This window comes from Roseateles sp. YR242, from assembly GCF_900109745.1.
Classification (GTDB): Bacteria; Pseudomonadota; Gammaproteobacteria; order Burkholderiales; family Burkholderiaceae_C; genus Roseateles.
Genome location: NZ_FOAV01000006.1, coordinates 95,979 through 120,869, shown reverse-complemented (window position 1 = coordinate 120,869; position 24,891 = coordinate 95,979). Strand labels below are relative to the sequence as shown.

Below are 24,891 nucleotides of genomic sequence, written 5' to 3'. Positions count from 1 at the left end.
GGCTGTCGCCTCAAGGTCCTGATGCCATCAATGGCCAAGGAGAAGTTCGATGCGTCTCACCACCAAGGGTCGTTTTGCCGTTACCGCGATGATTGATTTGGCGCTGCGTGAAAACAGCGGCCCCGTCGCGCTAGCGGCAATCAGCCAACGCCAGCAGATTTCGTTGTCTTATCTGGAGCAGCTGTTCGGCAAGCTCCGTCGCCACCAACTGGTCGAAAGCACCCGTGGGCCGGGCGGCGGTTACTCGCTGGGCCGTCGCTCGGACGAAATCACCGTGGCCGACATCATCGTCGCCGTGGATGAGCCCATCGACGCCACGGGCTGCGGTGGCAAGGAAAACTGCATGGGTGACGACACCGGCCGCTGCATCACGCACGACCTGTGGACCGCGCTGAACAACAAGATGATCGAGTACCTCGACTCCGTCACCTTGCGCAAGCTGGTGGACGACCAGCTCGCCAAGGGTGTCACGGTGGAAGAGGCTCCCATCAAGCGCGCCATCTCCAGCACGCCGGTCGTCAAGCCGATCCGCATCACCGCGCCCAATTCCGTGTTCGCCCTGGGCAATGCCCTGAGCAAGTGAAGCAACAAGAAGAACTGTTCCCATGGACATGACCCCGCATTTCCCCATCTACATGGACTACGGCGCCACCACGCCGGTCGACCCGCGCGTCGTGGACGCCATGATTCCCTGGTTGCGCGAGCATTTCGGCAACCCGGCATCGCGTAGCCATGCCTGGGGGTGGGAAGCGGAGGAAGCGGTGGAGAAGGCGCGCGGCCAGGTCGCCGCCCTCATCAATGCCGACCCCCGCGAGATCGTCTGGACCTCCGGTGCCACCGAGTCCAACAACCTCGCCATCAAGGGGGCCGCGCAGTTCTACAAGAGCCGCGGCAAGCACCTCATCACCATCAAGACCGAGCACAAGGCGGTGCTGGACACCACCCGTGAGCTGGAGCGCCAGGGCTTCGAGGTGACTTATCTGGATGTGCAGGAAAACGGGCTGATCGACCTGGACGTGCTCAAGGCGGCCATCCGTCCCGACACCATCCTGATCTCCGTGATGTTCGTGAACAACGAGATCGGCGTGATCCAGGACATCCCGGCCATCGGCACGCTGTGCCGCGAGAAGGGCATCGTCTTCCACGTGGACGCAGCCCAGGCCACCGGCAAGGTCGAGATCGACATGGCCACGCTGCCGGTGGATCTGCTGAGCCTGGCCTCTCACAAGAGCTACGGCCCCAAGGGCATCGGCGCGCTGTATGTTCGCCGCAAGCCGCGCGTGCGTCTGGAAGCCCAGATGCACGGCGGTGGCCATGAGCGCGGCCTGCGTTCGGGCACGCTGCCCACGCACCAGATCGTCGGCATGGGCGAGGCCTTCCGCATCGCCCGCGAGGAGATGGCCAGCGAACTGCCCCGCATCAAGGCGCTGCAGCAACGCCTGCTGGACGGCCTGAAGGACATCGAGCAGGTCTTCATCAACGGCGATCTGACCCGCCGCGTGCCGCACAACGTCAACGCCTCCTTCAACTTCGTCGAAGGCGAGTCGCTCATCATGGGCATCAAGGGCATTGCCGTGTCCTCGGGTTCGGCCTGCACCTCGGCCAGCCTGGAACCCAGCTATGTGCTGCGCGCCCTGGGCCGCAGCGACGAGCTGGCGCATTCCTCGCTGCGCATGACCATTGGCCGCTTCACCACGGAAGAAGAGATCGACTACGCGGTCTCCCTCCTGAAGGATAGGGTTTCCAAGCTGCGCGAGCTCTCGCCGCTCTGGGACATGTACAAGGAAGGCGTTGACATCAGCACCATCCAGTGGGCCGCCCACTGATCGCCGCTGAACGACGCATCGGGCACACAAGAAAGACGTTGGAGAACGACCATGGCATACAGTGAAAAAGTCATCGACCACTACGAAAACCCGCGCAATGTCGGCGGTTTCGAAAAGGGTGACGAATCGGTGGGTACCGGCATGGTGGGCGCACCGGCCTGCGGCGACGTGATGAAGCTGCAGATCAAGGTGAACCCGGCCACCGGCCTGATCGAGGACGCCAAGTTCAAGACCTACGGCTGTGGTTCGGCCATCGCCTCCAGTTCGCTGGTGACGGAGTGGGTGAAGGGCAAGTCGCTGGACGAAGCCCTCTCCATCAAAAACACCCACATCGCCGAAGAACTGGCGCTGCCGCCGGTCAAGATCCACTGCTCGATCCTGGCCGAGGACGCCATCAAGGCGGCCGTGGACGACTACCGCGCCAAGCACCTCCAATAAGGCGGGCGGGACGGAATCCATCATGTCTGTCACTCTGACTGAAGCCGCAGCCCGCCACGTGACGCGCTACATCTCCAAACGGGGACGTGGCGTGGGTGTGCGCCTGGGCGTGAAGACCACGGGCTGCTCCGGCCTGGCCTACAAGCTTGAATATGCCGATGAGGTCACGCCGGATGACGTGATCTTCGAAGGCCATGGCGTGAAGGTGCTGGTGGACCCCAAGAGCCTGCCCTACCTGGACGGCACCGAGCTGGACTTCGTCCGCGAAGGCCTGAATGAAGGCTTCAAGTTCCGCAACCCGCGTGAAAAAGACCGCTGCGGCTGCGGCGAGTCCTTCCGGATCTGAATCCCTCCCGGTTGGGTGGGTGCTGAAGGGCATGTAGCGCGGTGGAGACGCCGCGCTTTTTGCATTCTTGCCGCCCTCCGTGCCTGCCCGATCTCCATGCCCGTGAATCCGTGAATCGCATCAGCCCGTGAAACTGGACGACGACGACTTCCTGCTCTTCGGCTTGCCCGCTCGTTTCGAGCAGGACGGCGCCGACATCGCCACACGCTGGAAGGCGCTGGTGGCCAAGGTGCATCCGGACCGATTCACGGCGGACGGCGCCGCGTCTCAACGCCTGGCCATGCAATGGTCGCTGCGGGTGAACGAGGCCTACCAGCGGCTCAAGGATCCCCTCAAGCGCGCCGCCTACCTGTGCGAGCTGCGGGGTGCGCCCATCCAGGCCAACGAGAACACCAGCATGCCGCCCGCCTTCCTGATGGAACAGATGGAGTGGCGTGAGTCGCTGGAGGAGGCCGGTGGCATGGAGGCCATCCTGGCCATCGATCGCCAGGTGGCTGAGCGCGAACGGGCGCTGCTGGCCCAGGCCGGCCGCGCCCTGGACGACAGCAACCAGCCCGCCGAGGCCGCCCAGTCCGTGCGGGCCCTGATGTTCCTCACCCGATTCCGTGCCGATATCGACAAGCGCCTGGAGGCGCTTGAGCAGCCTTGAGCCTGCCGGCGAACGTTCTCCGCAGTCTCCCCCGCAGTTCCAGAACAACAAAAGAGTCCGACACACCATGGCCTTGCTCCAGATCTCAGAACCAGGCGCCTCGCCCGACCCGCATCAGCGCCGTATTGCGGTGGGCATTGACCTGGGCACCACGCATTCGCTGGTGGCCGCCGTGCGCCATGGCGTCTCGGAATGCCTGCCGGACGAGCAGGGCCGTGTGATCCTGCCCTCGGCCGTGCGCCTGCTGCCGGAAGGTCGTCGCCAGATCGGATTTGACGCGCTGGCTGCGCAGGCCGAAGACCCCGAGAACACCATCGTGTCGGTCAAGCGCTTCATGGGGCGCCGCGTGGCCGACGTGGTGGGTCCCGACCAGTTGCCCTATCAGTTTGAAGACACCCCCGGCATGCTGAGCCTGGTGACGCGTGAAGGCCGCAAGTCGCCGGTCGAAATCTCCGCCGAAATCCTGGCCACGCTGCGCCAGCGTGCCGAGGACACCTTCAACGACGACTTGTTCGGTGCCGTGATCACGGTGCCGGCCTATTTTGACGACGCCCAGCGCCAGGCCACCAAGGACGCCGCCCAACTGGCGGGCCTGGATGTCCTGCGCCTGATCAACGAGCCCACCGCCGCGGCCATCGCCTATGGGCTGGACAACGGCAGCGAAGGCCTCTATGCCGTCTATGACCTGGGCGGTGGCACCTTTGATATCTCGTTGTTGCGACTGACGAAGGGCGTCTTCGAGGTGGTGGCCACGGGCGGCGACGCGCAGCTCGGTGGTGACGACTTCGATCGCCTGCTGGCCGACTGGGCGTTGCAGCAGGCCGGCCTGGCCGCCCGCAGCGCGCAGGACAAGCGCCGTGTGCTGGTTGCTGCCCGTGCGGCCAAGGAAGCCCTGACGGACCAAGAACGTGTGACGCTCAGCGCCGCACTGGACGCTGGTGCCTTGCAGGTCGAGGTGAGCCGAGCGCAGTTCGAGACCCTGAGCCGCGCCCTGGTCGACAAGACGCTGCTGGCCGTGCGGCGTGTGGTGCGTGATGCCAAGGTGACGGCGGATGACGTGCAGGGCACCGTCATGGTGGGCGGGTCCACCCGCATGCCGGTGGTGCGCCGGGCCGTGAGCGAGCTGTTTGGTCGCGAGGTGCTGACCAACCTGAACCCTGATGAAGTGGTGGCGCTGGGCGCCGCCGTGCAGGCGAACCAGCTGGCTGGCAACAGCGCTGACGGCGAGATCCTGCTGCTGGACGTGATCCCGCTGTCGCTGGGCCTGGAAACCATGGGCGGGCTGGTGGAGCGCATCATCGAGCGCAATGCCACCATCCCCGTGGCCAAGGCCCAGGACTTCACCACTTTCAAGGACGGCCAGACGGCCTTGGCCGTGCATGTGCTGCAGGGCGAACGTGAGCTGGTGAGTGAATGCCGCTCGCTGGCGCGCTTCGAGCTGCGGGGCATCCCGCCGATGGTTGCGGGCGCGGCCCGCATCCGTGTGAGCTTCCAGGTGGATGCCGACGGCCTGCTGAGCGTGTCGGCCCGGGAGATGACCTCCGGCGTGGAGGCCGCGGTGCAGGTCAAGCCCAGCTACGGGCTCTCCGACGACCAGATTGCCACCATGCTGCGTGAAGGTTTTGCCAGCGCCGAAAGCGACATGGGTGCGCGCAAGCTGCGCGAAGCCCGTGTGGATGCCGAGCGCATGCTGCTGGCCACCGCCTCGGCCCTTCAGGCGGACGGCGACCTGCTGGGCGATGCGGAGCGCCAGGCCATCACCTTGCTGGAAACCGATGTGCGCGCCTGGGCCGCCACCGAGGATGCCGATGCCATCACTGCCGCCGTCGAGGCACTGGCCAAGGGCACCGAAGGCTTTGCCGCCGCCCGCATGAATCGCGGTATCCAGCAGGCCTTGACCGGCCGCAGCATTGATTCGGTCTGACCCAGGCAGTGCCCGCCAGACCCCAGGCCGACCCAGGAATCCCCATGACCATCATCAAGATCCTTCCCCATCCCGAGTACTGCCCCGAGGGCCGTTCGCTCGAAGTGCCTCCCGGTACCTCCATCTGCGAGGCGTTGCTGGACAACGGCGTCGAGATCGAACATGCCTGCGACCAGGTCTGTGCCTGCACCACCTGCCACGTGATCGTGCGTGAAGGCTTCGCCTCGCTCTCCGAAATGGAAGAGGACGAAGAGGACATGCTGGACCGTGCGTGGGGCCTGGAGCCCAATTCGCGCCTGTCGTGTCAGGCCATCCTGTCCAATACGCCGGTGACGGTCGAGATCCCCAAATACTCGATCAATCACGCCAAGGAAAATCACTGAGACCCTCACTGAGCTTCGGCGCCAGCCCTCCCATGCGTGTTCTCGGCATTGAATCTTCCTGCGACGAAACCGGCGTAGCGCTGGTGGACGCTTCCGGCGACGGCGTGCCGCGCCTGCTTGCGCACGCGCTGCACAGCCAGATCAGCATGCACCAAGCCTATGGCGGCGTGGTGCCGGAGCTGGCCTCGCGTGACCATATCCGCCGGGTGCTGCCGCTGACCCGCGAAGTGCTGGCCGGTGCCGGCCTGTCGCTGCAGGATGTGGACGTGGTGGCCTACACGCAGGGCCCCGGCCTGGCCGGCGCCTTGTTGGTGGGCGCGGGGGTGGCGGCGTCGCTGGGTGCGGCGCTGGACCGCCCGGTGCTGGGTGTGCACCACCTGGAGGGGCACCTGCTGTCGCCCTTCCTGTCGGCCGACCCGCCCGAGTTTCCCTTCGTGGCACTGCTGGTCTCCGGCGGCCACACGCAGCTGATGCGGGTGGACGACGTGGGCAGCTATGAGCTGCTTGGCGAAACCATTGACGACGCCGCTGGCGAGGCTTTCGACAAGTCCGCCAAGCTGCTGGGCCTGCCGTATCCGGGCGGTCCGCATCTCTCCCGCCTGGCGGAAGGTGGCAACCCGGAAGCCTTTGCGCTGCCGCGCCCGCTGATGCACAGCGGCAAGCCGGACTTCAGCTTTGCCGGCCTCAAGACGGCCGTGCTGACGCAGGTGCGCAAGCTGGAGCAGCAGCCTGGCGGCATCACCGAGGCGCAGCGGGTTGACCTGGCGGCCTCCACACAGGCGGCCATCGTCGAGGTGCTGGTCAAGAAGGCCCTGCTGGCGCTGAAGGAGGCCGGCCTGAAGCGGCTGGTGGTGGCGGGTGGCGTGGGCGCCAACCGGCATCTGCGCGAGCGGTTGAATGCCGCCTGCGAGCGCCGCAAGATTCGTGTGCACTATCCCGAGCTGCACCTGTGTACCGACAACGGCGCCATGATTGCGCTGGCCGCCGGGCTGCGGCTGCAGCGCGACATGGCCGCGTTGACCCGTGGCGGTGGTTTTGAGGTCAAGCCCCGTTGGGACCTGTCGGCGATCTGAGATGAAGGCTGGTTATCGCGCCCTGGCACACGCGCTGTGGGGGATGATCCTTTCGCTGTGCGCCGCCTGGCCGGTGCAGGCGGCGGAGCCGATCCGCCTGGGCCTGGTGGAGGGCCTCTCCGGCCCGCTGGGCAACGGCGGCGAGGCGGTCTTTCGCAACCTGGTCTGGGCCAGCGAGCGGGTCAATGCCCGGGGCGGCGTGAAGCTGCCGGGCGGCGCCCGGCCGCTGGAGGTGGTGCGCTTTGACAGCAAGGGTTCCGTGGAGGAGTCGCTGTCCATGCTGCGTGCGGCCACTGACCAAGGCGTCAAGGTCGTCCTGCAGGGCAACAGTTCGGCGGTGGCGAGTGCGCTGATCAGCGCGCTGGACAAGCACAACGAGCGGGATCCGCAACACCGCGCGCTCTTGCTGAACTACGCCGCCGTGGACCCGGTGCTCACCGAGCAGCAGTGCAGCTTCTGGCACTTCCGTTTCGACGCTCACACGGACATGCGCCTGGCGGCGCTGGTCGAGGTGATCGCCCAGGACCGCCAGCTCAAGAAGCTCTATCTCATCGGCCAGGACTACAGCTTCGGCCAGCACCTGCGCGAGAAGGCGAGGGCCATGCTGGCCCAGCGCCGGCCGGACCTGCAGATTGTCGGGGACGAGCTCCACCCCTTGGGCCGGGTGAAGGACTTCATGCCCTACGCCACCAAGATCCGCGCCAGCGGGGCCCAGGCGGTGCTTACCGGCAACTGGGGCAACGACCTGACGCTGTTGATCAAGTCCGCCAGGGACCTGGGCCTGAACACCCGCTTCTACACGTTTTATGGCAACGCGCTGGGCGTGCCTGGCGTGCTGGGCGAGGCCGGGGTGGACCGGGTGCTGGCGGTCGCCGAATGGCATCCGAACGTGGGCGATGCCGCGTCGGAGCGCTTCTATGCGGCTTTCCGCCAACGCTTCCCCAAGCCGGAACACGACTATCTGCATGCCCGCATGCAGCTGATGGTGGAGATGCTGGTGGCGGCGATGGAAAAGGCCGGCTCGGACGAGCCCCGCGCCGTGGCGCTGGCGCTGGAGGGCCTCAAACTGGACGGCCGGCCGTTGGGGGTGGCGCACCAAGGCTTCATGCGTCCCGCCGACCACCAACTGCAGCAGCCGCTGTACGTGAGCATCATGCGGCGGGCTGGCGAGGCAGGTGTTCCGCACGATAACGAGGGTTCCGGCTACGGCTTCCGCACGCTGCGTTATCTCGATGCCGCCCAGGCCGAACAGCCGACCAGCTGCCACATGCGCCGGCCGGCCTCCTGAGCGCATGCGTATGCGCTGACGCTGATGCTGATGCTGATGCTGATGCTGGCACTGGCACTGGCACTGGCACTGGCACTGGCACTGGTGCAGTGGCGCTCCTCGCCTGATGCGGCGCAATTCAGGCGGGGCGCCGTCCGGACTCAGGCCAGGCCGGCCTTGTCCAGGCCGAACGCCTTGTCGTGCGCCCCTGGCGGCGTCAGGAACGCCGCATTCAGTCGATTCCAGGCGTTGATGGTGGCCACCGCGTAACTCAGTGCAGAGAGTTCCTGCTCGCTGAACTGGGCGCGGGCTTCCTGGAAGACCGCCTCCGGCACCCCACCGTCCGGCAGCCGAGTGAGGGCCTCGGTCCAGGCGAGGGCGGCGCGCTCACGCGCCGAGAACAGTGCGGACTCGCGCCAGATCGCCACGTGATACAGGCGCAGCGGCCGCTCTCCGGCGATGGTGGCCTCCTTCACGTGCATGTCCAGGCAGAAGGCGCAGCCGTTGAGCTGGGACGCGCGGATATCGATCAGGTGGAGCAAGGTGGCTTCCAGCCCGCTGTCCTTGGTGAGCTGGCTCAGATCGACCAGTTTCTTGAACAGGGCAGGGGATTGCTGCATGTAGCAAAGACGTAGGCTCATGGAATGACTCCGGTTGGACCATGGGTGGGAAAGGCGGGCCGCTTTCTGGCGGCCCACACCGACAAGACGATGGCGCCCCCCGCGGTGTGACACGGCGGGCAAAATTTTCTGGACCCTGCGGCGGTGCGACACCCGCCGTGCCTGGCGCGATGGCCGCCCAGCGCTGCGTCTGGATTGACCAGATCGAGTGCCTGCTGGCTACACTGACCGGTTTCCGGTCGGGAATGCCCCGCCCGCCGGCGTTTCAACCTCATGCCCGCAGGATGGTTCCGCCGTGACAGCTCCTTCGTCCTCGTCCACGCCTGATGGCGCCGCTGGTGCAACGGGCGCGCCTGGCGCTCCAGGCGCTGACAGCACCGCGCAGCCCAGCGTCTTCGGTCAGCGCGCCTTCACCACCTTTCTGGCCGCCCGTCTGATGGCGGTACTTGCGGGCCAGATCCAGGCCGTGGTGGTGGCCTGGCAGGTCTATGACCTGACCCGTCAGCCACTGGCGCTGGCCTATGTAGGCCTGGCGCAGTTCCTTCCGATGCTGTTGCTGCTGCTGCCGGCCGGGGACATGATCGACCGCTTCAGCCGCAAGCCCATTCTGGCGGTGAGCTGGGGCCTCAGCGGTCTGTGCGGCCTGGCGCTGTGGTGGCTGGCCGGGCATGGTCATGCCGGGGTGAATGGCATCTATGCCGTGCTGGTGGTGTTCGGCTGCGCGCGGGCCTTCTCCGGCCCGGCGCTGCAAAGCCTGCTGCCGCAGGTGGTGCCGCGTGAGCAGCTGGCCCAGGCCATCGCCGCCAACAGCATGCTCATGCGGGCGGCCAACATCGGCGGCCCCTTTGTGGGCGGTCTGCTGTATGCGTACGGCGGCGCCCAACTGACCTTCTCGGTCTGCTTCATCTGTTTCGCGCTGGGCACGGCACTGCTGGTCAGTGGCGTGCAGGTGCGCGCGGTGGCGGTCTCGCTGGCGGCCACCCAGGGCAATATCTGGAAGCGTTTTGGGGCCGGTATCCATTTCATCCGCACCCGGCCCATCATCCTGGGCACGATCTCGCTGGACCTGTTCGCCGTGCTGCTGGGCGGCGTGGTGGCCCTGCTGCCCATCTATGCCAAGGAAGTGCTGCACGCCGGTCCGCAGGGTCTGGGCGCGTTGCGCAGCGCCATGGCGGTGGGCGAGGTGTCGGCAGGGCTGTACCTGAGCATGAAGCCATTCAACCGTCATGTCGGGCGGACCATGTTCATCGCCGTGGCCATCTTCGGTGTGGCCAACTTGGTGTTCTCGCTTTCCACCACTTTCTGGCTGTCCTTTGCCGCCCTGATGATCGCCGGTGCGGCGGACATGGTCAGCGTCTACATCCGTGGTGCGCTGGTCCAGTTCTCCACGCCGGACGACATGCGAGGGCGCGTCAATGCCGTCAACATGCTCTTTATCGGCTCGTCCAACGAACTGGGTGAGTTCCGCGCGGGCAGCGCGGCGGCGGCGCTGGGAGTTGTTCCGGCGGCGGTGACCGGGGCCCTGTGCACCTTGGGCGTGGTGAGCGCCTGGGCGGCGCTGTTCAAGCCGCTGCGCACCGTCAACCGGTTCGAGGAGGCAACGCCGGCGGTCACGAGTGAGCCGGCGGCTCAGCGCTGACGGCCCTCTACCGTCTCTCTACCGGCTCTCTTTCGGCCCTCTTTCGGCCCTGTACCGGGCTTCCATAGCCCTCATAGCCGCCAGAACCCTCTACCGGGCCCCTGATGGCGCTATGCCGACCCTCTACCGGGCTTATACCTCTTTCGGGTAATCGACGGTCTGCGGGTGCACCGCGAAGATGCCCCGCGTTCCGCTATTGTTCCAGCATGCCCGATTTTCCTGACGCCGCCCTGCCTGCCCCCGCCGCCCCTGCGCTGCAGGGCCGCCTGCAATCGCCCATCCGCATCCTGACGGTGGACGACCATCCCTTGCTGCGCGAAGGCATTGCCGGCACCTTGGAAGACGAGCCGGACCTGCGGTTGGTGGCGGAGGCCGCCTGTGGCCATGAGGCGCTGGCGCGTTTTCGGGAGCACCGGCCAGACATCACCCTCATGGACGTGCGGTTGCCCGACATGGACGGCATTGACTGCATGGCCGCCCTGCGGCAGGAATTTCCGGACGCTCGCATCATCATCCTCACCACCTATCGCGGGGACGTGCAGGTCCGGCGAGCGCTGGCCGGTGGGGCCATGGGTTATCTGCTCAAGAGCATGTTGCGCAAGGACCTGGTCGACACCATTCGCGCGGTGCATGAGGGACAGCGCTGCATTCCTGCCGAGGTGGCTCGCATGCTTGACGAGGACAACGAGGGCAGCCTCTCGCCGCGCGAGATCGAGGTGTTGCGTCTGGTGGCCGAGGGGCGCTCCAACAAGCGTGTGGGCGTGGAGCTGGGTGTCAGTGAAGAGACGGTCAAGATGCACATGAAAAGCGTGCTGTCCAAGCTGCACGCTAACGACCGCACCCATGCGGTGACCATCGCACTCAAGCGCGGTTATTTCTCTCCCTGAACCAACAGGCGGCGCACCGGGCTACGGGCGCGACGGGTCCACCAAAAAAATACCGCGCAGGCCCGGGAGGGCACAGCGCGGCAACAGGGAGGATTCAGTCAGTCAGAGAGTCAGAGAGAGAGTCACAGTCAAAAGAGCGAGGGGAGAACTGTCGGGCTGGTTCAGCTCAGCCAACGGTCGTCGGCGTTGCGTTGCCATTGATCCAGTTGCCGGTCCGCCTCGTCCTTGGCGATGCCATAGCGTTCCTGGATCTTTCCTGCGAGCTGATCGCGCTTGCCGGCCACGACATCGATGTCGTCGTCCGTCAGCTTGCCCCATTGCTCGCGGACCTTGCCCTTGATTTGGGTCCAGTTGCCTTCAATACGGTCCCAGTTCATAGAGAACTCCTTTCGCTGGTTGGGGAATGACTCCAGTCTAAGAAGCCGCCGTTGCCACCAGGGTCAGACAATCCTCAAACCCCCTGTAGGACATCGTGAAGGGCCTTCCCGAGCTCGGGGAGCGCCCCTTGGGGGCAGGAGCGAAGCGACTGGGGGGCCCAACCCCAAGCGACGGGCCGCCCCGAGCTTGGGGAGCGCCCCTTGGGGGCAGGAGCGAAGCGACTGGGGGGCCCGATCAATGCCCACGGATGGCGGGCGGCAAGTAATCCTTGCCGACCATCGCTCGGGCGAAGAGGTAGTTGTTGCGAGCGCGGGCTGGCAGGCTGTCGAGATCCACATGGCCTTGCTGGTCACAAGGGAACGACATGGCGCGCCCCGGGTCGAACAGCGATTCGAAGCGCACTTCATACAAAGGCATGGCGCCTTCGGCGGCCGAGATGCTGAGTTGGCTCATCGTGTTCTCCTTGGGAGATGCTTTGACTCAACTATCGGCGCCGTGGCGTCCGCTTCCCATAGGCGCATCTCGGTGCCGCGTGTCGGTGATGCGAACTGGCGGGTGTACGGCGTCGTCCTACACGCTGTCCGTACAACCGCAGGAACAAAGGGGCGTTGACGGCAGACCGCGTACGGCATCCTGGATGCCCACTGAACAGGGCAATTCGACGCAATCCGATGGGGCACCGTCTGCCAGGAATGCAGCGATGGACAGCGGCTCGCAGGGCTCCTGGGCATGCGCCCGGCGGCCCTGTGGGACTACGCCTACACCAGGGCGCGGCCTTGGCCGCTTCGTCCTGGTGGTGGTGGCAGTGAACATGCAGCCATTGCAACCCGTTCCGCTCCGGTTCTTCCAGCACGCCCAGCCTGCTCATCCCTGAGGCCCTGAACCGCCCTGTGGATGCCACACGATCACGAGGTGACCCCATGGACGACATGCTGCTGCTGATGACCCTGGCATCCTGCACCGCCACCGCGCTGGCCTTGCGCCTTTGGCAGTGGCTGGACGAACTTGGACAGGACGATCACCTGGAGGAAACATCATGAGCTCTCGTCCCCCACTGCCGCCTGAACATCCCGCTGACGAGTCCGTGCTCGACCCCTCGGTGAGCATGCAACACGTGAGTGACCAGCCACTGGACCAAAGCGCCTTTGTCTGCGGCGAAGTGACCTATCGAACGGGCGACGGCCCCATGCTCCAAGTTCGGCAGGGTCCCATCCAGGTCTCGGTGGCCGAGCACGACGTTACCTTGGGCTGGGAAGAAGAGGACAACCGCATGAGTGCCGTCATGCCGCGCAGTGAATACGCACGCTTCGTGGGCAGCGGTGCCATCAAGCCGGTGGTGCCGCATCGCGCCAGCGAGTGAGGGGTCGGGGCGAGGCCGCCGTCCCCCAAACAAAAACCGCCCCGAGGGGCGGTTTTTTATGTCGTGAGGCGTTCTTCTGGCTTACAGCCAGGCCACGCCGTAGTAGTCATAGACCTTGCGGCCGTATTCATCCGAATATTCCGGACGTTCCGTCTGGGCATAACGAGGTGCCTTGTCCAGTTGATCCTCACGCAGGGGCACCACGTAGCCGTCCAGCCCGGTGTCGTACTTCAGCATGTTCCAGGGGATTGGATACCGGTCGGTACCAATGCCCATGAAGCCGCCGAATTCCAACGCCGCATAGCGGACGAGGCCGGAGCGCTTGTCGATGACCAGGTTGTCGATGCTGCCCAGTTTGTCGCCATTGCCGTTGTAGACCTTGGTGCCTTCAACGCGATCGGACGAGATGGTGGTGCTTGCCATGGGGGTCTCCTTGGAAGTTGCTACACCACCCCTTGTGGCAAGGCACGTGCCGCCGCAGCTGCCAGGCGCCTTGTTGCCAGGACGTCAGCCCCTCGGGTACTGCCCTTGCCCGTGCGGAGTTTCGCTGCCTTGCAGTCCTCATTCTGGAGCCCATGATCAAGCTGCCTACCGCGCTACAGGAAGCCGTTGACCTCGTCACCGAGGCCGCCCAGGGCTGGAGCGATGACAACGCGCCCAGCATGGGTGCGGCGTTGGCCTATTACACGCTGTTCTCCATCGCGCCGCTGCTGCTGATCGTCATTGCGGTGGCCGGTCTGGTGTTTGGCCAACAGGCCGCCAGGGGCGAGGTGATGGATCAGCTCTCCGATCTGATCGGGCTGCAGGGCGCCATGGCGGTGGAGGACCTGCTCAAGCGCGTGAACCGTCCGGAGGAGGGCGGCTGGGCCGCCATCATCGGCACCGGCGTACTGATCGTGGGGGCCACTTCGGTGTTTGCGGAACTGCAGAATTCCCTCAACCGGATCTGGAAGGCGCCGCCCCCGAAGTCCATCCCTGTGTGGCAGAGCCTGTGGACGCTGGTGCGCCGCCGGCTTCTGTCACTGGGGCTCATCATGGGGCTGGGCTTCCTGTCCATGGTCTCCATGGTGGCCAGCGCCGCCCTGGCCGCCATTGCCAAGTGGTGGTCACCCTGGCTGGGCGACTTCCTGCTGCTGGCGCAGGTGCTCAATGCCTTGCTGGCGTACGGCCTGATCACCGTGATGTTCGCGGTGATCTACAAATGGGTGCCGGACGTTCCCATCCGCTGGCGGGATGTCTGGGTGGGTGCGCTCATCACGTCGGCGCTGTTCAGCCTCGGTAAAGCGCTCATCGGGCTCTACCTGGGTCGCAGCGCGGTGAGTTCGGCCTACGGTGCCGCCGCCTCGCTGGTGGTGATGATGCTGTGGGTCTATTACTCCACCCAGGTCTTCCTGATGGGAGCGGAACTGAGCTGGGCGTTTTCGCGGCGGCACAGCCTCAAGACGCCTCAAGAATTGCCTGGGGCGCAAAGTCAACGGCTCGAGCCCGTTCAGCAGGGGCGCATCGAACCCGTCTGAAGTATGGTGGATCGCCCGTGAACACCGATGGAATCGGTGATTCCCGCCGCAAGCGATGCGGCAATAAGCGCTTCGTGGAAACGCCGGGTGAGCGACGGTGACGGGTCTTGCGATGGGGTGGTGCAGCTGCCCGACGAGGCGCGCGCACGCGTCTGCGCCGACGGGGCACACCCATTGCCAAAAGAAATCATGGTGATCGGCCTCGCCGGTCTGACGACCTCAACAGGAGTTCCGACATGAATTCAAATCAACGCAGTGATGCGGGTAGCTACGGCACCCAGCCAGGCCGTCTGCAAGGCGGCACTTGCCCTTATGAAAGGCATGAGGGTGACGCCGGCTATCAAAGCGAACGCGATGCGCAGGGGTACAGCGGTCCCCAGCATCAGGCGCATTACGCCGCGCCCGATCATCAACAGGGCGCTGAGCCAGCGGGCATCCTGGATGACGATCATCACGCCATCCGCCAGGAGCGCTATCGCAAGTTCAGCGACGAGTTCAGCCAATGGCGGTCCGAGCAAGCGTTGCGTGGCGGCAGCGCGTCGCAAGGCGTGAGCAGCACTGGCCTCAAAGACGGAATCAACGCTGGAGTCAGCGCCGGAATCGAGGCCAGACTTGGCGCTGGCTCGACGGGCTCGCTGAGCTTGTCCAGCAAGACGAAGTAAGTGGCGCAGGCCCCCTGGCGCTGATTGACCTCGGCCTGGATCTCATCATGAACAAGCCCGCATCCCTGCATCGTGTGGACAATCCCGCCCACCGCCTCCATGTGGTGGAGGTGGTGGGCGACGGCATCGTCGGCGGCATGGGGCGCGGTGTCGAACGCCTCGTGGCCCACCTCAGCCAGAGCGGACGGTTCCGCTTCACCGTGCTGTGCCCGTTCGAGGGCGACTTCACCGAACGGGTGCGAGCGGCCGGGGCCGAAGTCGTGATCGTGCCCATGCCGGAAGATCCGCCCTGGCAGGCCATCCAGATGGTCACCGGGCTGGTTCGCCAGCGGCAGGTCGGCCTGTTGCATGTTCACCTGCCCAATGCCCATCAGCTGGGCGGGCTGGTGGGGCGGATCACTGGCGTGCCGGTGATGGCCACCATCCACAGCCGCAAGCTCACCATGCCCGACCTGGAAGCGCACCGCATGGTGGGCAGCCATCTCAGCATGGAATGCCAGCACAGCTATCTCCATGCCGTGGGCCTGGGCATCGATCCGGACAAGCTCAGCTGCGACCCACACGGGGTGGACACGCAGGCCTTCCAACCCGGTCCGCGCCCGGTTGAGGGGCTGCGCCAGCGCTTCGACCTGTCGGAAGACAGCCTGTTGGTGGGTCTTGTCGGCCGGCTCTCTCCGGAGAAGGCGCCCGACCGATTCCTGCGCGCGGTGGCCTTGCTGCATGAACGCATGCCCGACGTGCATGTCATGGTGGTGGGCGAAGGGCCCCTGCGACCGCAACTCATCGAAGCAGCCCAGCGCCAGGGCCTCCTGTCACACGTGCATTTCACCGGCCGTATCGACGACATGGCGCCGGTCTATCACGACCTGGATCTGCTGGTCAGCAGTTCAGAAGCCGAAGCGACCCCATTGGCCTTGATGGAAGGTATGGCCAGCGGCTTGGCGGTGGTGGCAACGCGCGCCGGTGGTGTGCCGGAGTTCGTGGAGCACGGGCGCAGTGGCTGGCTCGTTGCCCCGAAGGACGACGAAGACATGGCCATGCGCATGCATCAGATGCTCACCGTGCCGGACCTGCGTCAACGCATGGGCGCTCGGGCACGGGCCAGCATGGAAGAGCGCCACCCACTGGGACCTCGCCTGGATGCGCTGGCCCAACGCATGCGCCAGTTGGCGCGGCCCCGAGCGGTGACGGCTGAACCCCGCCGGATGGGCGGCCCACCGCGTGTAGTGACCTCGCGAGGCGAGGCGGTGGCGCAGGCCCTGCATCAACCCGTGCAGGCGGCAGGCACGCCTGACTCGGTGGTGGCGGACCTGGACCTGGCGGTTGCGCCACCAGTGCCCGTGGAGCCTGCGGCTGCCATGGTGACGGTAGCGGTGCTGGATCCCTTGGAGGCTGGCCCCGCGCCAGCGCCACAGGCGCCGGACTTCACCCCCGCCATCACGAGCGGCGGCGCCCGCTCGGCCGCTGCGGGCAGCGGTGTTGACAGGCCTGCCTTGACGGCACTGCCGATCACCGAGCCGCTGCTGTCCAACCAAAAAATGTAGGCGCGATTTTCGCCCGTAGGCATCGGGCTTGCCGCGTGATGGAGCCACAGGACAGATGTTCTTCCAGCTCCGCCAACCAGGCGACAAGGGCGGTCACCATCGCGTTCTGCGACTTCCATGTTGTATCAACGATCCAAGGAGATAGCCCATGAACAGCCGTTCCAAGATCACTACCGTCGCCATGGCCGTGGCGCTCGCCTCCGGCGTAGGCTTCCTGCATGCGCAGAGCGCTGGCGGCGGCGCCCAGGGTAGCTCGGGCACCACCACCGCACGCGACCGCACCAACGATCCGCTCTCCAACAACAACGATCAGCTCAACAAGAGCATGAACAACACGAACGCCAACAACGCGAACAACACCAACAACGTTGATCGCGCTGCAGGGCAGACCTCCACCAGCAGCCAGAACAACGGCAACAACAACACGACCGAGACCTGGCAAGACCCCAACAGGGGGCAGACCAACATGACCGGATCCACCGACACGAGCCGCGACAACACATTGCCGGCTCGCGCCGACCGCAACTGAGGGGCTCATCCTCCGAGCCGCCGCGAGCCGGGAGGCATTCACGAGATTGGCCCCGCGCCCGGCCTTGCGGCCCATACATCCAGGCGACCCGTAGCGGTCGCCTTTTTCACGTTGCGTCAGGGTACGCCGATTGCCGCTCATCCCTACAACGACCCGTGGAGCAGTGATGACCAAACAGGCCGTGAGCGAGGTGCCCGATCGACGTTGGAGCAATGTGCGGCGCATCCTGTTGGTGCGTCTGGACAGTCCCGATGGCGTAGTGATCAGCACCCCGGCCTTCGCGGCCGTGCGAGAGACGCTGCCTTGGGCCCATCTCACCTTGCTGGCTGCGCCCGCTGCTGAAGCGCTGCGGCCGCATCTGGAGATGCTCAACGAGATCGTGGGGTTCAACGCCCCATGGATGAAGGCGGGCGCCGCCATGCTGGATGCGGAAGCGCCCGACATGCGGGGCGAAGCAGAGCGGCACATGGTTCGTCGTCTCGGCCGTGGCCATTTCGATGCTGCCGTCATCTTCACCGCCGGCACGCAGAGCGCCATGCCCGCCGCACTGATGTGCCGCATGGCCGGTATCCCGCTGGCGCTGGCGTATGTGCAGGAACGCGCCTATGGGCTGCTCAGTGACGAGGTACCGGAGGAGGCCGCCGCAGCGGTAGGGGCAGTGGAGGGCCTCCAACACGAGATCGATCGCCAACTGGCCCTGGTGGGGCACGTGGGGCTGCGCATCCAGGACGACCGCCTGCGCTTTCGAATGCTGCCCAGAGACGAACGTGCCGTGCAGCAATTGCTGAAACAGGCTGGGCTGCCCAGCGGGCAGGGTTATGTGCTGGTGCACCTGGACCCTGGTGAATTCTCGCGCCGCCATCCGCCGCAGGCGCTCGGAGAAGCACTGGACCTGCTGCAGGATGCCAGCGCGGCGGATGGTGCCGCCATCGTGTTCTGCGGTGAGCCCACCGAGCAGTCGCTGATCGAGGCCGTACGCCGTGTGATGAGCGGCCCGAGTCTGGTACTGGCCCGTTCCCCGGCCCTGGGCGAACTCGCGACGTTGATCGCCGGTGCACGGGTGCTCGTGAGCAGCCCGGACGGCCCGGTCGCGCTGGCCACCGCTGTCGGCACCACGGTGGTGGATCTGGAGGCGCTCACCGATCCGCAAGAGACACCGTGGCGTGTCGCCGCGCCCGTGTTGGAAGCGACGCCGCCTTGAACTTGGTCCAGCAGCTTGCGATTTATCAAAGAACGGAGATGACGGCCGTCTAGCCCTGTGCGCATGCCCGCGTACTGAGCACCCAGCGTTCAGAGGCCCCTGGCGGGCTTCTGCAACCAACTTGAGGTGCTTCGCGTATGGTCCATCCCTTCCAAGCTATCCCTGCGTCAACCGGCGTGTTGCCAACACCATGGATGCCGGCGGCTGCGGGACCCTCTCAGTCGCCGGCCACCGGGAACTCCGCAGCGGCCAACGTACTGCTCCAGCACTTGAACGCACGCTTCGGAGACACGTCGGCCTGGATGCCGTATCTGGATTCTGCGGAACGCTTCTTTCGGTCCTTGCCTGAGGAGCATCGTGAGCTGCTTCACACCTACTTGTTCCCGGCGAATGCGGAGCGGCTGAGTCGGCTGGAGGCCTGTAGCCGCAATCCTCAGGCCATGGCTGAGGAGATGGTGCAGCCCCAAACTGTCCAGTCCCCAGTGGATGCAGAATTCACCGCCACACCGCGGCCTGCCCGGCAGGTGGTCACCAGCGCTGCTTTTTCCCAACCGCCAGCGGCTTTTCAGCAGTTCGCGCCGGTGGGAGGGTGGCCAGTTGCTCTGGGGGCCGGGGCCCTGCCCGCGCACAGGGTTCCCACGCCTGGGGGCGCCTGGCTGCCGCCACCCATCAATCCGCCGATCGTGGTCCTCAACCGGCACCCCTCTGACTGGGGTGCGGCCAACTTTTTAGGGGCCGCGAGTGCGGGCATCGGGCTTGGTGCTGGACTGGGGTTGGGGCTGGGCGGTGGGTGGGGAGGCTACTCGCCGTATCCATGCCATTCGATGTTTGCCTCCCCGCCTTACTTCGGCGGTTTTGGGAGTTACGGGGGCTGGGGCGGATTCGGCGGTCCAGGAGGATTCGGCGGATTTGGCGGCGATTACGGCGTTGGCGGCATGCTGGCCGGCGCCGCTGTCGGCGGTCTGGCAGGCGGGGTGCTGGGCGCTGCTGGCGGCGGCCTGTTCGGCGGAGCCATCGGCGCGGGCCTGGGTGCCCTTGCATACGGTTTCCTATGAGCGCGCCGGATGTCAGCCGGCTGGCCCCCGGACACTTCCGCGTGTTGCGGCAGGGGGTGTTTCAGCCCCCCCCGCCGTCGGCGCAAGCCCGGCAGGCGCTTCGGCCCGCCGCGCCCCCCACTCCCGCAGCGCTGGCGCGGGGTGCCGATGTCTTGACGTCGCCCCTGCCCGTGCCCGTGATCGAGAGACCACGGGCGCCCTCAGCACTTGTTGATCTGTGCCGGCTTCCTGTCATGCACCGCATTCTTGAACTGGCGCAGCGCCGGCTGACGCTGCTGAGCTTTGAATCCCAGATCGAAGCTGAGTACCGCCGAGGTCATCCCTACGCCTGTGCCATGGAGATGGCACGGGCGGTCTATGGCGACCCGCGTTATGAACAGATGGTCAATCGCCTGAAGTATGCGGACAGTGCGCAGTGCGCACGCATGCTGGCGGCCCGCATCGCCTGCGATTCCATGTCCCTGGCGGTGCGAACCGCCACTGCCGACGGCCTGAGTAGCGAGTTCGTGCTGGTCGCGTCGCAGTTGCCCGAAGAAATTGACGACTGGCATGAGCTGCCTGAAGACACCGTCCTGATGGACCCCTGGGCGCAGCGCCAGGGGCCCGCACGGGCGTTGCTGCTGGCCGCTGGCGTGGAGACCAGCCGGCTGACCATCCAGCGCATGTTTGGCTGAGCACGGGCGGCCCTCAACGGGTCAGGCTGGTCGGCGGCTGAGGCGGCCCAGGCCGTCAGCCGTGGGCCAATGCTTCGTCGTGGTCCATGTGATGGCGAGCCAGCAACTGCATCAGCTTGTCGGGATCGACGGGTTTGGTGAGGTGGTGGTCGAAACCAGCGGCGATGGCGTCCTCGCGGTCGGTCATCTGGCCCCAGCCTGTGATGGCGACCAGTACCGGCGGGCGTCTGTCGTTGCGGGTGCGCAAGCGGCGGGCCACTTCGTTGCCATCCACACGGGGCATGCCGATGTCCAGCAGGCAGGCGTCCACCGGTTCGTGCTCGAAAGCGTCCAGCGCTTCCTGGCCGTCGAAGGCCAGCACCACCTTGTGGCCCTGCAGGCGCAGCAGGTGGCCCAGGCTTTCGGCCGCGTCGCGATTGTCGTCAGCCACCAGGATGCTCAGCGGGCCACTGGCGTTCGCCCAGGGGCGGCCAGCGGCGGGTGCCGCCGGTACGGCGTGCCGCAAGGGCAGACGCACCACGAAGCGGCTGCCGCAGCCCGCGCCCTCGCTGTAGGCGTCGATACGGCCGCCATGTAGTTCCACCAGCCCTCGCGTCAGCGCCAGGCCAATGCCCAGGCCTTCATTGAGCCGGCCGCCGGCACGGCGCAACTGGGTGAACATGTTGAAGACCTCGCCCAGCGATTCGCGAGGGATTCCGATGCCGTTATCGCAGACCTCGATCAGCACCTCGGCCCCCTGCGCGTTGGCACGGATCAGCAGCTTGCCGCCCGGCTCGGTGTACTTGGCCGCATTGGTGAGCAGATTGGCCACCACCTGCGCCAGGCGCAGGGCGTCGCCCTCGAAGTGCAAGGCGCGCTTGGGTAGTTCCACCTGGAGCTGGTGCTGCCGGCCCTCAATGGTGGGGCGTGCCGTTTCCACCGCGGATTCGATCACCGCATTGAGTTCCACCTCCTCCAGCCGCAGGCTCAGCGCACCCCGGGTGATGCGGGAGATGTCCAGCAGGTCATCCAGCAGCAGCGCCATATGCTGCACCTGCCGCTCGATCACGCCGTGGCTCCAGCGCTTTTGCGCCTCGGTGGCCTGCGGCGCGCTGGAGAGCAGGGCAGCCTGACGGATGGGGGCCAGCGGGTTGCGCAGCTCATGGGCCAGCGTGGCCAGGAATTCATCCTTGCGGCGATCGGCCGCTTGCAGGTCCGCGCGGGCGCGAGCGCGCTCGGCATGCACGATGACCTTGCGTGCGCACAGGTCGGTCAGGTCGGTCTCGCGCAGAGTAATCTCATGGGTGTCCGGGAACTGCACGCTGATCATGCCCATCAGTTCGCCGCGCTCGGTGATCAGCGGCGTGCTGTGCGAGGCGCCCAGTCCCATCGCCCGCGCCAGGCTGCGCAGGTCCTCACAGCGCGGATCGGTCTGGAAATCACCCACCACCACCCGCTCGCGTTGCTGGCGGGCCATGCCGCAGGTGCCGCCGCCGGCATCCATCAGGCGCTGCAACTGCTGCAGCGCCGCCGCGTCATAACCGACGGAGGCCTCGATCTTCAGGCGCTGGTCCGTCGGGTCCACGAAGGAGAGTACGCCGTGGCCGGCATGGTGCAGGGCCACCACCGCCTCCAGCACCAGCTGGAACTGCTGGTTCAGCGGACGCGGCTCCAGCAGCCGGGTGCTGAGTTCCTGCAGCCGGTGCAGATCATTCACCCGCAGGCTCAGCTTGGCCTGCGTCTCCTGCAGCTGGGTCTCCATGCGCTTTCGCTCGGTGATATCCACCACCGCACCGCGCACGTGGGTGACCTGCTGGTCGTCACGGATCAGCCGAACCCGCAGCAGCAGCCATGTCAAGCCTTCCTGGGTGGGCCAGGCCAGTTCATGTTCGAATCGCTCACCCTGGCGATGCAGCAGATGTTCCTGTGCCAGACGTGCCTGGGCCACCAGCGGCGCCGGAAAGCGGGCCAGCAAGGACAGGGCCGGCACCGCCTGGTCCGGCACCGAGACCCCGCACAGCCGCGCCAGCGGCGGGCTCAGATACAAGGTACCTGCCAACTTGTCGTATTCAAACAGGCCGACATCGGTTTCTTCGGCCAGCAACCGCAGTCGCGCCTGGGCCTGGGCGGCGCGCAGGCCGCGTTGACGCAGCCGTTCACCCAGCGCCAGCACCAGCACGCCATAGATCAGATAGGCGGCAATGGTGACGCGGCCATCATTGGACTGCTGCCAGAACGCCTGGAACGATGCTTCGTCCATGCCGGCGCTGGCCAGGCCGGCCAGCAGCACGACCGCGCCCGGCGCCGGGCCGAACCATACCGCCGCCAGCGCGACCGCCGGCAGGAAGAACAGGAAGGGTTCGCCGCTGCCGATCAGGGGCCGCGCCAGCCATTGCAGCACCATGGCCAGCAAGGCCAGGCCCACCACAAAGGCCAGCCTCAGCAGGAATTGCCGACTCGTGTCGCTGAGCAGCATGGATCTCATCGTCTTTCATCTCTTTCAGCGCCCGCATCCACTGCAAGGCAGCGCTGCACCGACCGCCCCGGGGACGTCGTGCAGAGCTCCCCACGCGGGCCCCGCCTGATTGAAGCATCGTCGCGCGTTCGTATTTTCGAAATGTCCCCAAAATTGGTTGGAAATGGTCACCGAACGTTTTTGCGGGCACGGTGCTTGCCCTCCTGTCCGGGTCACTCACTCACGTTTCACCGGAGAAGAATTCATGTCGCTGCGCAAGCTGGTCTGGATGGCGCCGCTGCTGATGGCCGTCGCGACGGCACAAGCCGAAGCTACCAGTGCTCCTGCCACAGCCACTCAGACGCAGGCCAAACCGGTCTCCGTGCAGGCGACGGCTGCCCGCGAGGAGCCCAATGCGCCGCGCGACATCAAGGCCCTGATGGCCCTGGTCGGCGGTCTGGCTCTGGTGGGTTGGGTGCAGCGGCGGCGACGGGATGCCTGAACTTTTTTCAGAGGATGGCCTGCGGGCCACCCCGTTTCTGATCAGCGGCCCGTGGGCCGCTTTTACACGCGCAGGATCACCGGAGCGTTGGGCGAACCGCGGACCTTGAATATTTTTCAAAATGAGCCGCTGAACGGTGACGTCAAGCGGCTCGGTTACTGCAAGAATAAGTGATGGTGTTCCTGAATACCATCGTGATTGCCTTCCGGGAGGCGCGCTGATCGGGCGCGGCGGGCGGTGTCACAAGTTGATGCACACAAATCTGTCAGCCTGGCCTTCACGGGCTGGCGGAGACAACACCTAAGGACGTACCGGTGACCCATGCCTTGATCGTGGACGACGACATTGATTCTGTCGCCACCTTGCAAGAACTGATTGCCAGCGAGAGGTTTACCGTCTCGGTGGCTCATACCCTGCGTGATGCCCGTCGCCACATTGCGCTGCAGCAACCCGACGTGGTGCTGCTGGACCTGCAATTGCCGGACGGCAACGGCATGGAGCTGTTCTCCGACCCCCAATTGGTGGCCAATTCCGAAGTGGTGCTGATCACCGGCCATGCCAGCCTGGACACGTCCATCCAGGCGCTGCGCCTGGGTGCCGCAGACTATCTGGTCAAGCCCATCAACATCCGGCAATTGCAGGGGGTGCTGTCGCGGGTGATGAAACCCGCCGCCCTGCAGGCCGAGGTGGCCGACCTCAACGCCAACCTGGTCAACACCGGGCACTTCGGTCTGCTGTGGGGCCGAACCCCCGCCATGCAGCGCATCTACGACCAGATCTCGCGGGTGGCGGGCACCAGTGTCTCGGTGTTCATCAACGGCGAGAGCGGGACCGGCAAGGAGCTCGTGGCGCAGACCGTGCATGACCTCAGCCGCCGCCGCAAGAAGCCCTTCCTCGCGGTGAACTGCGGCGCCATTTCGCCGAACCTGATCGAAAGCGAAATCTTCGGCCACGAAAAGGGCGCCTTCACCGGTGCGGACAAGCAGCACGAAGGGTTCTTCGAGCGCGCCAGCGGCGGGACGCTGTTCCTGGACGAACTCACCGAAATGCCGCTGGAGTTGCAGGTCAAGCTGCTGCGTGTGCTGGAAACCGGGCGCTTCATGCGCGTGGGCTCCACCACCACCATTGATGCCGACGTGCGAGTGATTGCCGCCGCCAATCGCCCGCTGTTGCAGGCCGTGCAGGCTGGCAAGCTGCGCGAGGATTTGCTGTACCGGCTCAACGTCTTCCCGATCGAGATGCCACCGCTGCGTGAACGCCTGGATGACGTGCCGCTGCTGGCGGACCACTTCCTCAAGGGCATCGCCGCCAAGGAAGGCAAGAACAAGCGCTTCACACCGCGAGCCCTGCAGCAACTGCAGACTTACCACTGGCCCGGCAATGTGCGCGAACTTCGCAACGCGGTGCAGCGCGCCTACGTGATGGCAGGCGGCGAGATCATTGACGAGCAGTGGCTGCCGCGCCCGGACCCGAGCCAGGAGACCGTCTCCAGCCTGTCAGCCAGCACCGGCACCTTTGCCGCCGTGTCGCCCGGCCTGAGTGCTGCCGCCTCGGTGGCGCACCACGTGGCCGCACCGGCGGAAACGTCCGGCCCTTCCGTGGTGATGCCGCTGGGCAGCTCCATGGCGCAGGTGGAGAAAGCTTTCATCCTGGCCACGCTGCAGCACTACAAGCATCACAAGGAACAGACGGCAGCCGTGCTGGGCATCAGCCTGAAGACCCTCTACAACCGGCTCAAGGAATACGCGGCGGAAGATGCTGCGGCGATCGACAGCACTTCAGCCACTCACTGAACTACCCACCGAGGCGACAAAGGACCGGGGCCCCACAAGGGCCCCGAGTTCTTGGTGCCCTCTGCATCACTCCCGCGAGCCGAGGTGACCCTGATTCGGGATGGCGCGCAAGGTGCAATCCGCTGCCATAGCGGGCGCTATGGCGAGAATTTCCAACGCCGCCGACCGCCCGAAACGGGGTCATCCCGGC

25 protein-coding genes are annotated in these 24,891 nt (G+C 65.9%); 20 read left to right on the top strand and 5 right to left on the bottom strand.

Features of this window, described 5'->3' with window-relative positions:
- Positions 1 to 49: 49 nt before the first annotated feature.
- The 9 genes from BMY53_RS13550 to BMY53_RS13510 all read left to right on the top strand — a co-directional run bounded on the left by BMY53_RS13550 (position 50) and on the right by BMY53_RS13510 (position 7,927).
- Positions 50 to 583 (top strand): Fe-S cluster assembly transcription factor, encoded by a 534-nt coding sequence (locus tag BMY53_RS13550; RefSeq protein WP_088449628.1) that lies wholly within the window; start codon positions 50 to 52, stop codon positions 581 to 583.
- A gap of 22 nt (positions 584 to 605) precedes the next feature.
- Entirely contained in the window at positions 606 to 1,826 is a 1,221-nt protein-coding gene (locus tag BMY53_RS13545; protein WP_092947009.1) for an IscS subfamily cysteine desulfurase, read from the top strand.
- Between the two features lie 51 nt (positions 1,827 to 1,877).
- Positions 1,878 to 2,264 (top strand): Fe-S cluster assembly scaffold IscU, encoded by a 387-nt coding sequence (gene iscU / locus BMY53_RS13540; protein ID WP_092947008.1) that lies wholly within the window; start codon positions 1,878 to 1,880, stop codon positions 2,262 to 2,264.
- A 22-nt stretch (positions 2,265 to 2,286) separates the two neighbouring features.
- Positions 2,287 to 2,610, top strand: coding sequence for an iron-sulfur cluster assembly protein IscA (gene iscA, locus BMY53_RS13535; protein ID WP_092947007.1), 324 nt, complete (start codon positions 2,287 to 2,289; stop codon positions 2,608 to 2,610).
- Positions 2,611 to 2,737: 127 nt separating this feature from the next.
- Positions 2,738 to 3,259: a Fe-S protein assembly co-chaperone HscB gene (gene hscB, locus BMY53_RS13530; protein WP_092947006.1), complete on the top strand. Its 522-nt coding sequence runs from the start codon at positions 2,738 to 2,740 to the stop codon at positions 3,257 to 3,259.
- A gap of 67 nt (positions 3,260 to 3,326) precedes the next feature.
- Positions 3,327 to 5,183 carry a Fe-S protein assembly chaperone HscA gene (gene hscA, locus BMY53_RS13525; protein ID WP_092947005.1) on the top strand — a complete coding sequence of 619 codons (1,857 nt, stop codon included), beginning with the start codon at positions 3,327 to 3,329 and terminating at the stop codon, positions 5,181 to 5,183.
- A 44-nt stretch (positions 5,184 to 5,227) separates the two neighbouring features.
- The gene (gene fdx / locus BMY53_RS13520; RefSeq protein ID WP_092947004.1) at positions 5,228 to 5,566 is read left to right on the top strand and encodes an ISC system 2Fe-2S type ferredoxin; all 339 of its coding nucleotides are present in this window, start codon (positions 5,228 to 5,230) and stop codon (positions 5,564 to 5,566) included.
- 32 nt (positions 5,567 to 5,598) lie between these two features.
- A complete protein-coding gene (gene tsaD, locus BMY53_RS13515) occupies positions 5,599 to 6,639 on the top strand; it encodes a tRNA (adenosine(37)-N6)-threonylcarbamoyltransferase complex transferase subunit TsaD (RefSeq protein WP_092947003.1) in 1,041 nt (346 codons plus the stop codon).
- Between the two features lies 1 nt (position 6,640).
- Complete coding sequence (locus BMY53_RS13510; protein ID WP_092947002.1) at positions 6,641 to 7,927, top strand: branched-chain amino acid ABC transporter substrate-binding protein; 1,287 nt, start codon at positions 6,641 to 6,643, stop codon at positions 7,925 to 7,927.
- A 140-nt stretch (positions 7,928 to 8,067) separates the two neighbouring features.
- Here the strand turns inward: BMY53_RS13510 and BMY53_RS13505 are convergent, their stop codons facing one another.
- The gene (locus BMY53_RS13505; RefSeq protein ID WP_092947001.1) at positions 8,068 to 8,547 is read right to left on the bottom strand and encodes a carboxymuconolactone decarboxylase family protein; all 480 of its coding nucleotides are present in this window, start codon (positions 8,545 to 8,547) and stop codon (positions 8,068 to 8,070) included.
- A gap of 274 nt (positions 8,548 to 8,821) precedes the next feature.
- On the opposite strand from BMY53_RS13505, the gene BMY53_RS13500 reads away from it, so the two are divergent.
- Both BMY53_RS13500 and BMY53_RS13495 read left to right on the top strand, forming a co-directional pair.
- Complete coding sequence (locus BMY53_RS13500) at positions 8,822 to 10,165, top strand: MFS transporter (RefSeq protein WP_255370186.1); 1,344 nt, start codon at positions 8,822 to 8,824, stop codon at positions 10,163 to 10,165.
- 206 nt (positions 10,166 to 10,371) lie between these two features.
- A complete protein-coding gene (locus BMY53_RS13495; RefSeq protein WP_092947000.1) occupies positions 10,372 to 11,052 on the top strand; it encodes a response regulator in 681 nt (226 codons plus the stop codon).
- Positions 11,053 to 11,213: 161 nt separating this feature from the next.
- Here the strand turns inward: BMY53_RS13495 and BMY53_RS13490 are convergent, their stop codons facing one another.
- Together BMY53_RS13490 and BMY53_RS13485 are read right to left on the bottom strand one after the other, a co-directional pair.
- Positions 11,214 to 11,429 carry a CsbD family protein gene (locus BMY53_RS13490; RefSeq protein ID WP_092946999.1) on the bottom strand — a complete coding sequence of 72 codons (216 nt, stop codon included), beginning with the start codon at positions 11,427 to 11,429 and terminating at the stop codon, positions 11,214 to 11,216.
- A 235-nt stretch (positions 11,430 to 11,664) separates the two neighbouring features.
- Positions 11,665 to 11,883 carry a hypothetical protein gene (locus BMY53_RS13485; protein ID WP_092946998.1) on the bottom strand — a complete coding sequence of 73 codons (219 nt, stop codon included), beginning with the start codon at positions 11,881 to 11,883 and terminating at the stop codon, positions 11,665 to 11,667.
- A 583-nt stretch (positions 11,884 to 12,466) separates the two neighbouring features.
- Between BMY53_RS13485 and BMY53_RS13480 the strand changes: the two genes are divergently transcribed.
- The gene (locus BMY53_RS13480; RefSeq protein WP_092946997.1) at positions 12,467 to 12,790 is read left to right on the top strand and encodes a hypothetical protein; all 324 of its coding nucleotides are present in this window, start codon (positions 12,467 to 12,469) and stop codon (positions 12,788 to 12,790) included.
- A gap of 81 nt (positions 12,791 to 12,871) precedes the next feature.
- Here the strand turns inward: BMY53_RS13480 and BMY53_RS13475 are convergent, their stop codons facing one another.
- On the bottom strand, positions 12,872 to 13,213 hold the full coding sequence (locus BMY53_RS13475) for a PRC-barrel domain-containing protein (protein ID WP_092946996.1): 342 nt from the start codon (positions 13,211 to 13,213) through the stop codon (positions 12,872 to 12,874).
- A 152-nt stretch (positions 13,214 to 13,365) separates the two neighbouring features.
- Between BMY53_RS13475 and BMY53_RS13470 the strand changes: the two genes are divergently transcribed.
- The 6 genes from BMY53_RS13470 to BMY53_RS13440 all read left to right on the top strand — a co-directional run bounded on the left by BMY53_RS13470 (position 13,366) and on the right by BMY53_RS13440 (position 19,972).
- Positions 13,366 to 14,307, top strand: a complete 942-nt coding sequence (locus BMY53_RS13470; RefSeq protein WP_092946995.1) for a YihY/virulence factor BrkB family protein — start codon at positions 13,366 to 13,368, stop codon at positions 14,305 to 14,307.
- A gap of 236 nt (positions 14,308 to 14,543) precedes the next feature.
- Positions 14,544 to 14,969, top strand: a complete 426-nt coding sequence (locus tag BMY53_RS25960) for a hypothetical protein (RefSeq protein ID WP_177200872.1) — start codon at positions 14,544 to 14,546, stop codon at positions 14,967 to 14,969.
- Positions 14,970 to 15,016: 47 nt separating this feature from the next.
- Entirely contained in the window at positions 15,017 to 16,513 is a 1,497-nt protein-coding gene (locus tag BMY53_RS13460) for a glycosyltransferase family 4 protein (RefSeq protein WP_177200871.1), read from the top strand.
- A 148-nt stretch (positions 16,514 to 16,661) separates the two neighbouring features.
- Positions 16,662 to 17,042 carry a hypothetical protein gene (locus BMY53_RS13455; RefSeq protein ID WP_092946992.1) on the top strand — a complete coding sequence of 127 codons (381 nt, stop codon included), beginning with the start codon at positions 16,662 to 16,664 and terminating at the stop codon, positions 17,040 to 17,042.
- A gap of 166 nt (positions 17,043 to 17,208) precedes the next feature.
- The gene (locus BMY53_RS13450) at positions 17,209 to 18,243 is read left to right on the top strand and encodes a glycosyltransferase family 9 protein (protein WP_092946991.1); all 1,035 of its coding nucleotides are present in this window, start codon (positions 17,209 to 17,211) and stop codon (positions 18,241 to 18,243) included.
- A gap of 1,288 nt (positions 18,244 to 19,531) precedes the next feature.
- On the top strand, positions 19,532 to 19,972 hold the full coding sequence (locus tag BMY53_RS13440) for a hypothetical protein (RefSeq protein WP_092946989.1): 441 nt from the start codon (positions 19,532 to 19,534) through the stop codon (positions 19,970 to 19,972).
- A gap of 55 nt (positions 19,973 to 20,027) precedes the next feature.
- Here the strand turns inward: BMY53_RS13440 and BMY53_RS13435 are convergent, their stop codons facing one another.
- Positions 20,028 to 22,436 carry a hybrid sensor histidine kinase/response regulator gene (locus BMY53_RS13435; RefSeq protein WP_092946988.1) on the bottom strand — a complete coding sequence of 803 codons (2,409 nt, stop codon included), beginning with the start codon at positions 22,434 to 22,436 and terminating at the stop codon, positions 20,028 to 20,030.
- Between the two features lie 235 nt (positions 22,437 to 22,671).
- On the opposite strand from BMY53_RS13435, the gene BMY53_RS13430 reads away from it, so the two are divergent.
- On the top strand, positions 22,672 to 22,908 hold the full coding sequence (locus BMY53_RS13430; protein ID WP_092946987.1) for a hypothetical protein: 237 nt from the start codon (positions 22,672 to 22,674) through the stop codon (positions 22,906 to 22,908).
- A gap of 314 nt (positions 22,909 to 23,222) precedes the next feature.
- A complete protein-coding gene (locus tag BMY53_RS13425; RefSeq protein WP_092946986.1) occupies positions 23,223 to 24,701 on the top strand; it encodes a sigma-54-dependent transcriptional regulator in 1,479 nt (492 codons plus the stop codon).
- Positions 24,702 to 24,891 lie beyond the last annotated feature (190 nt).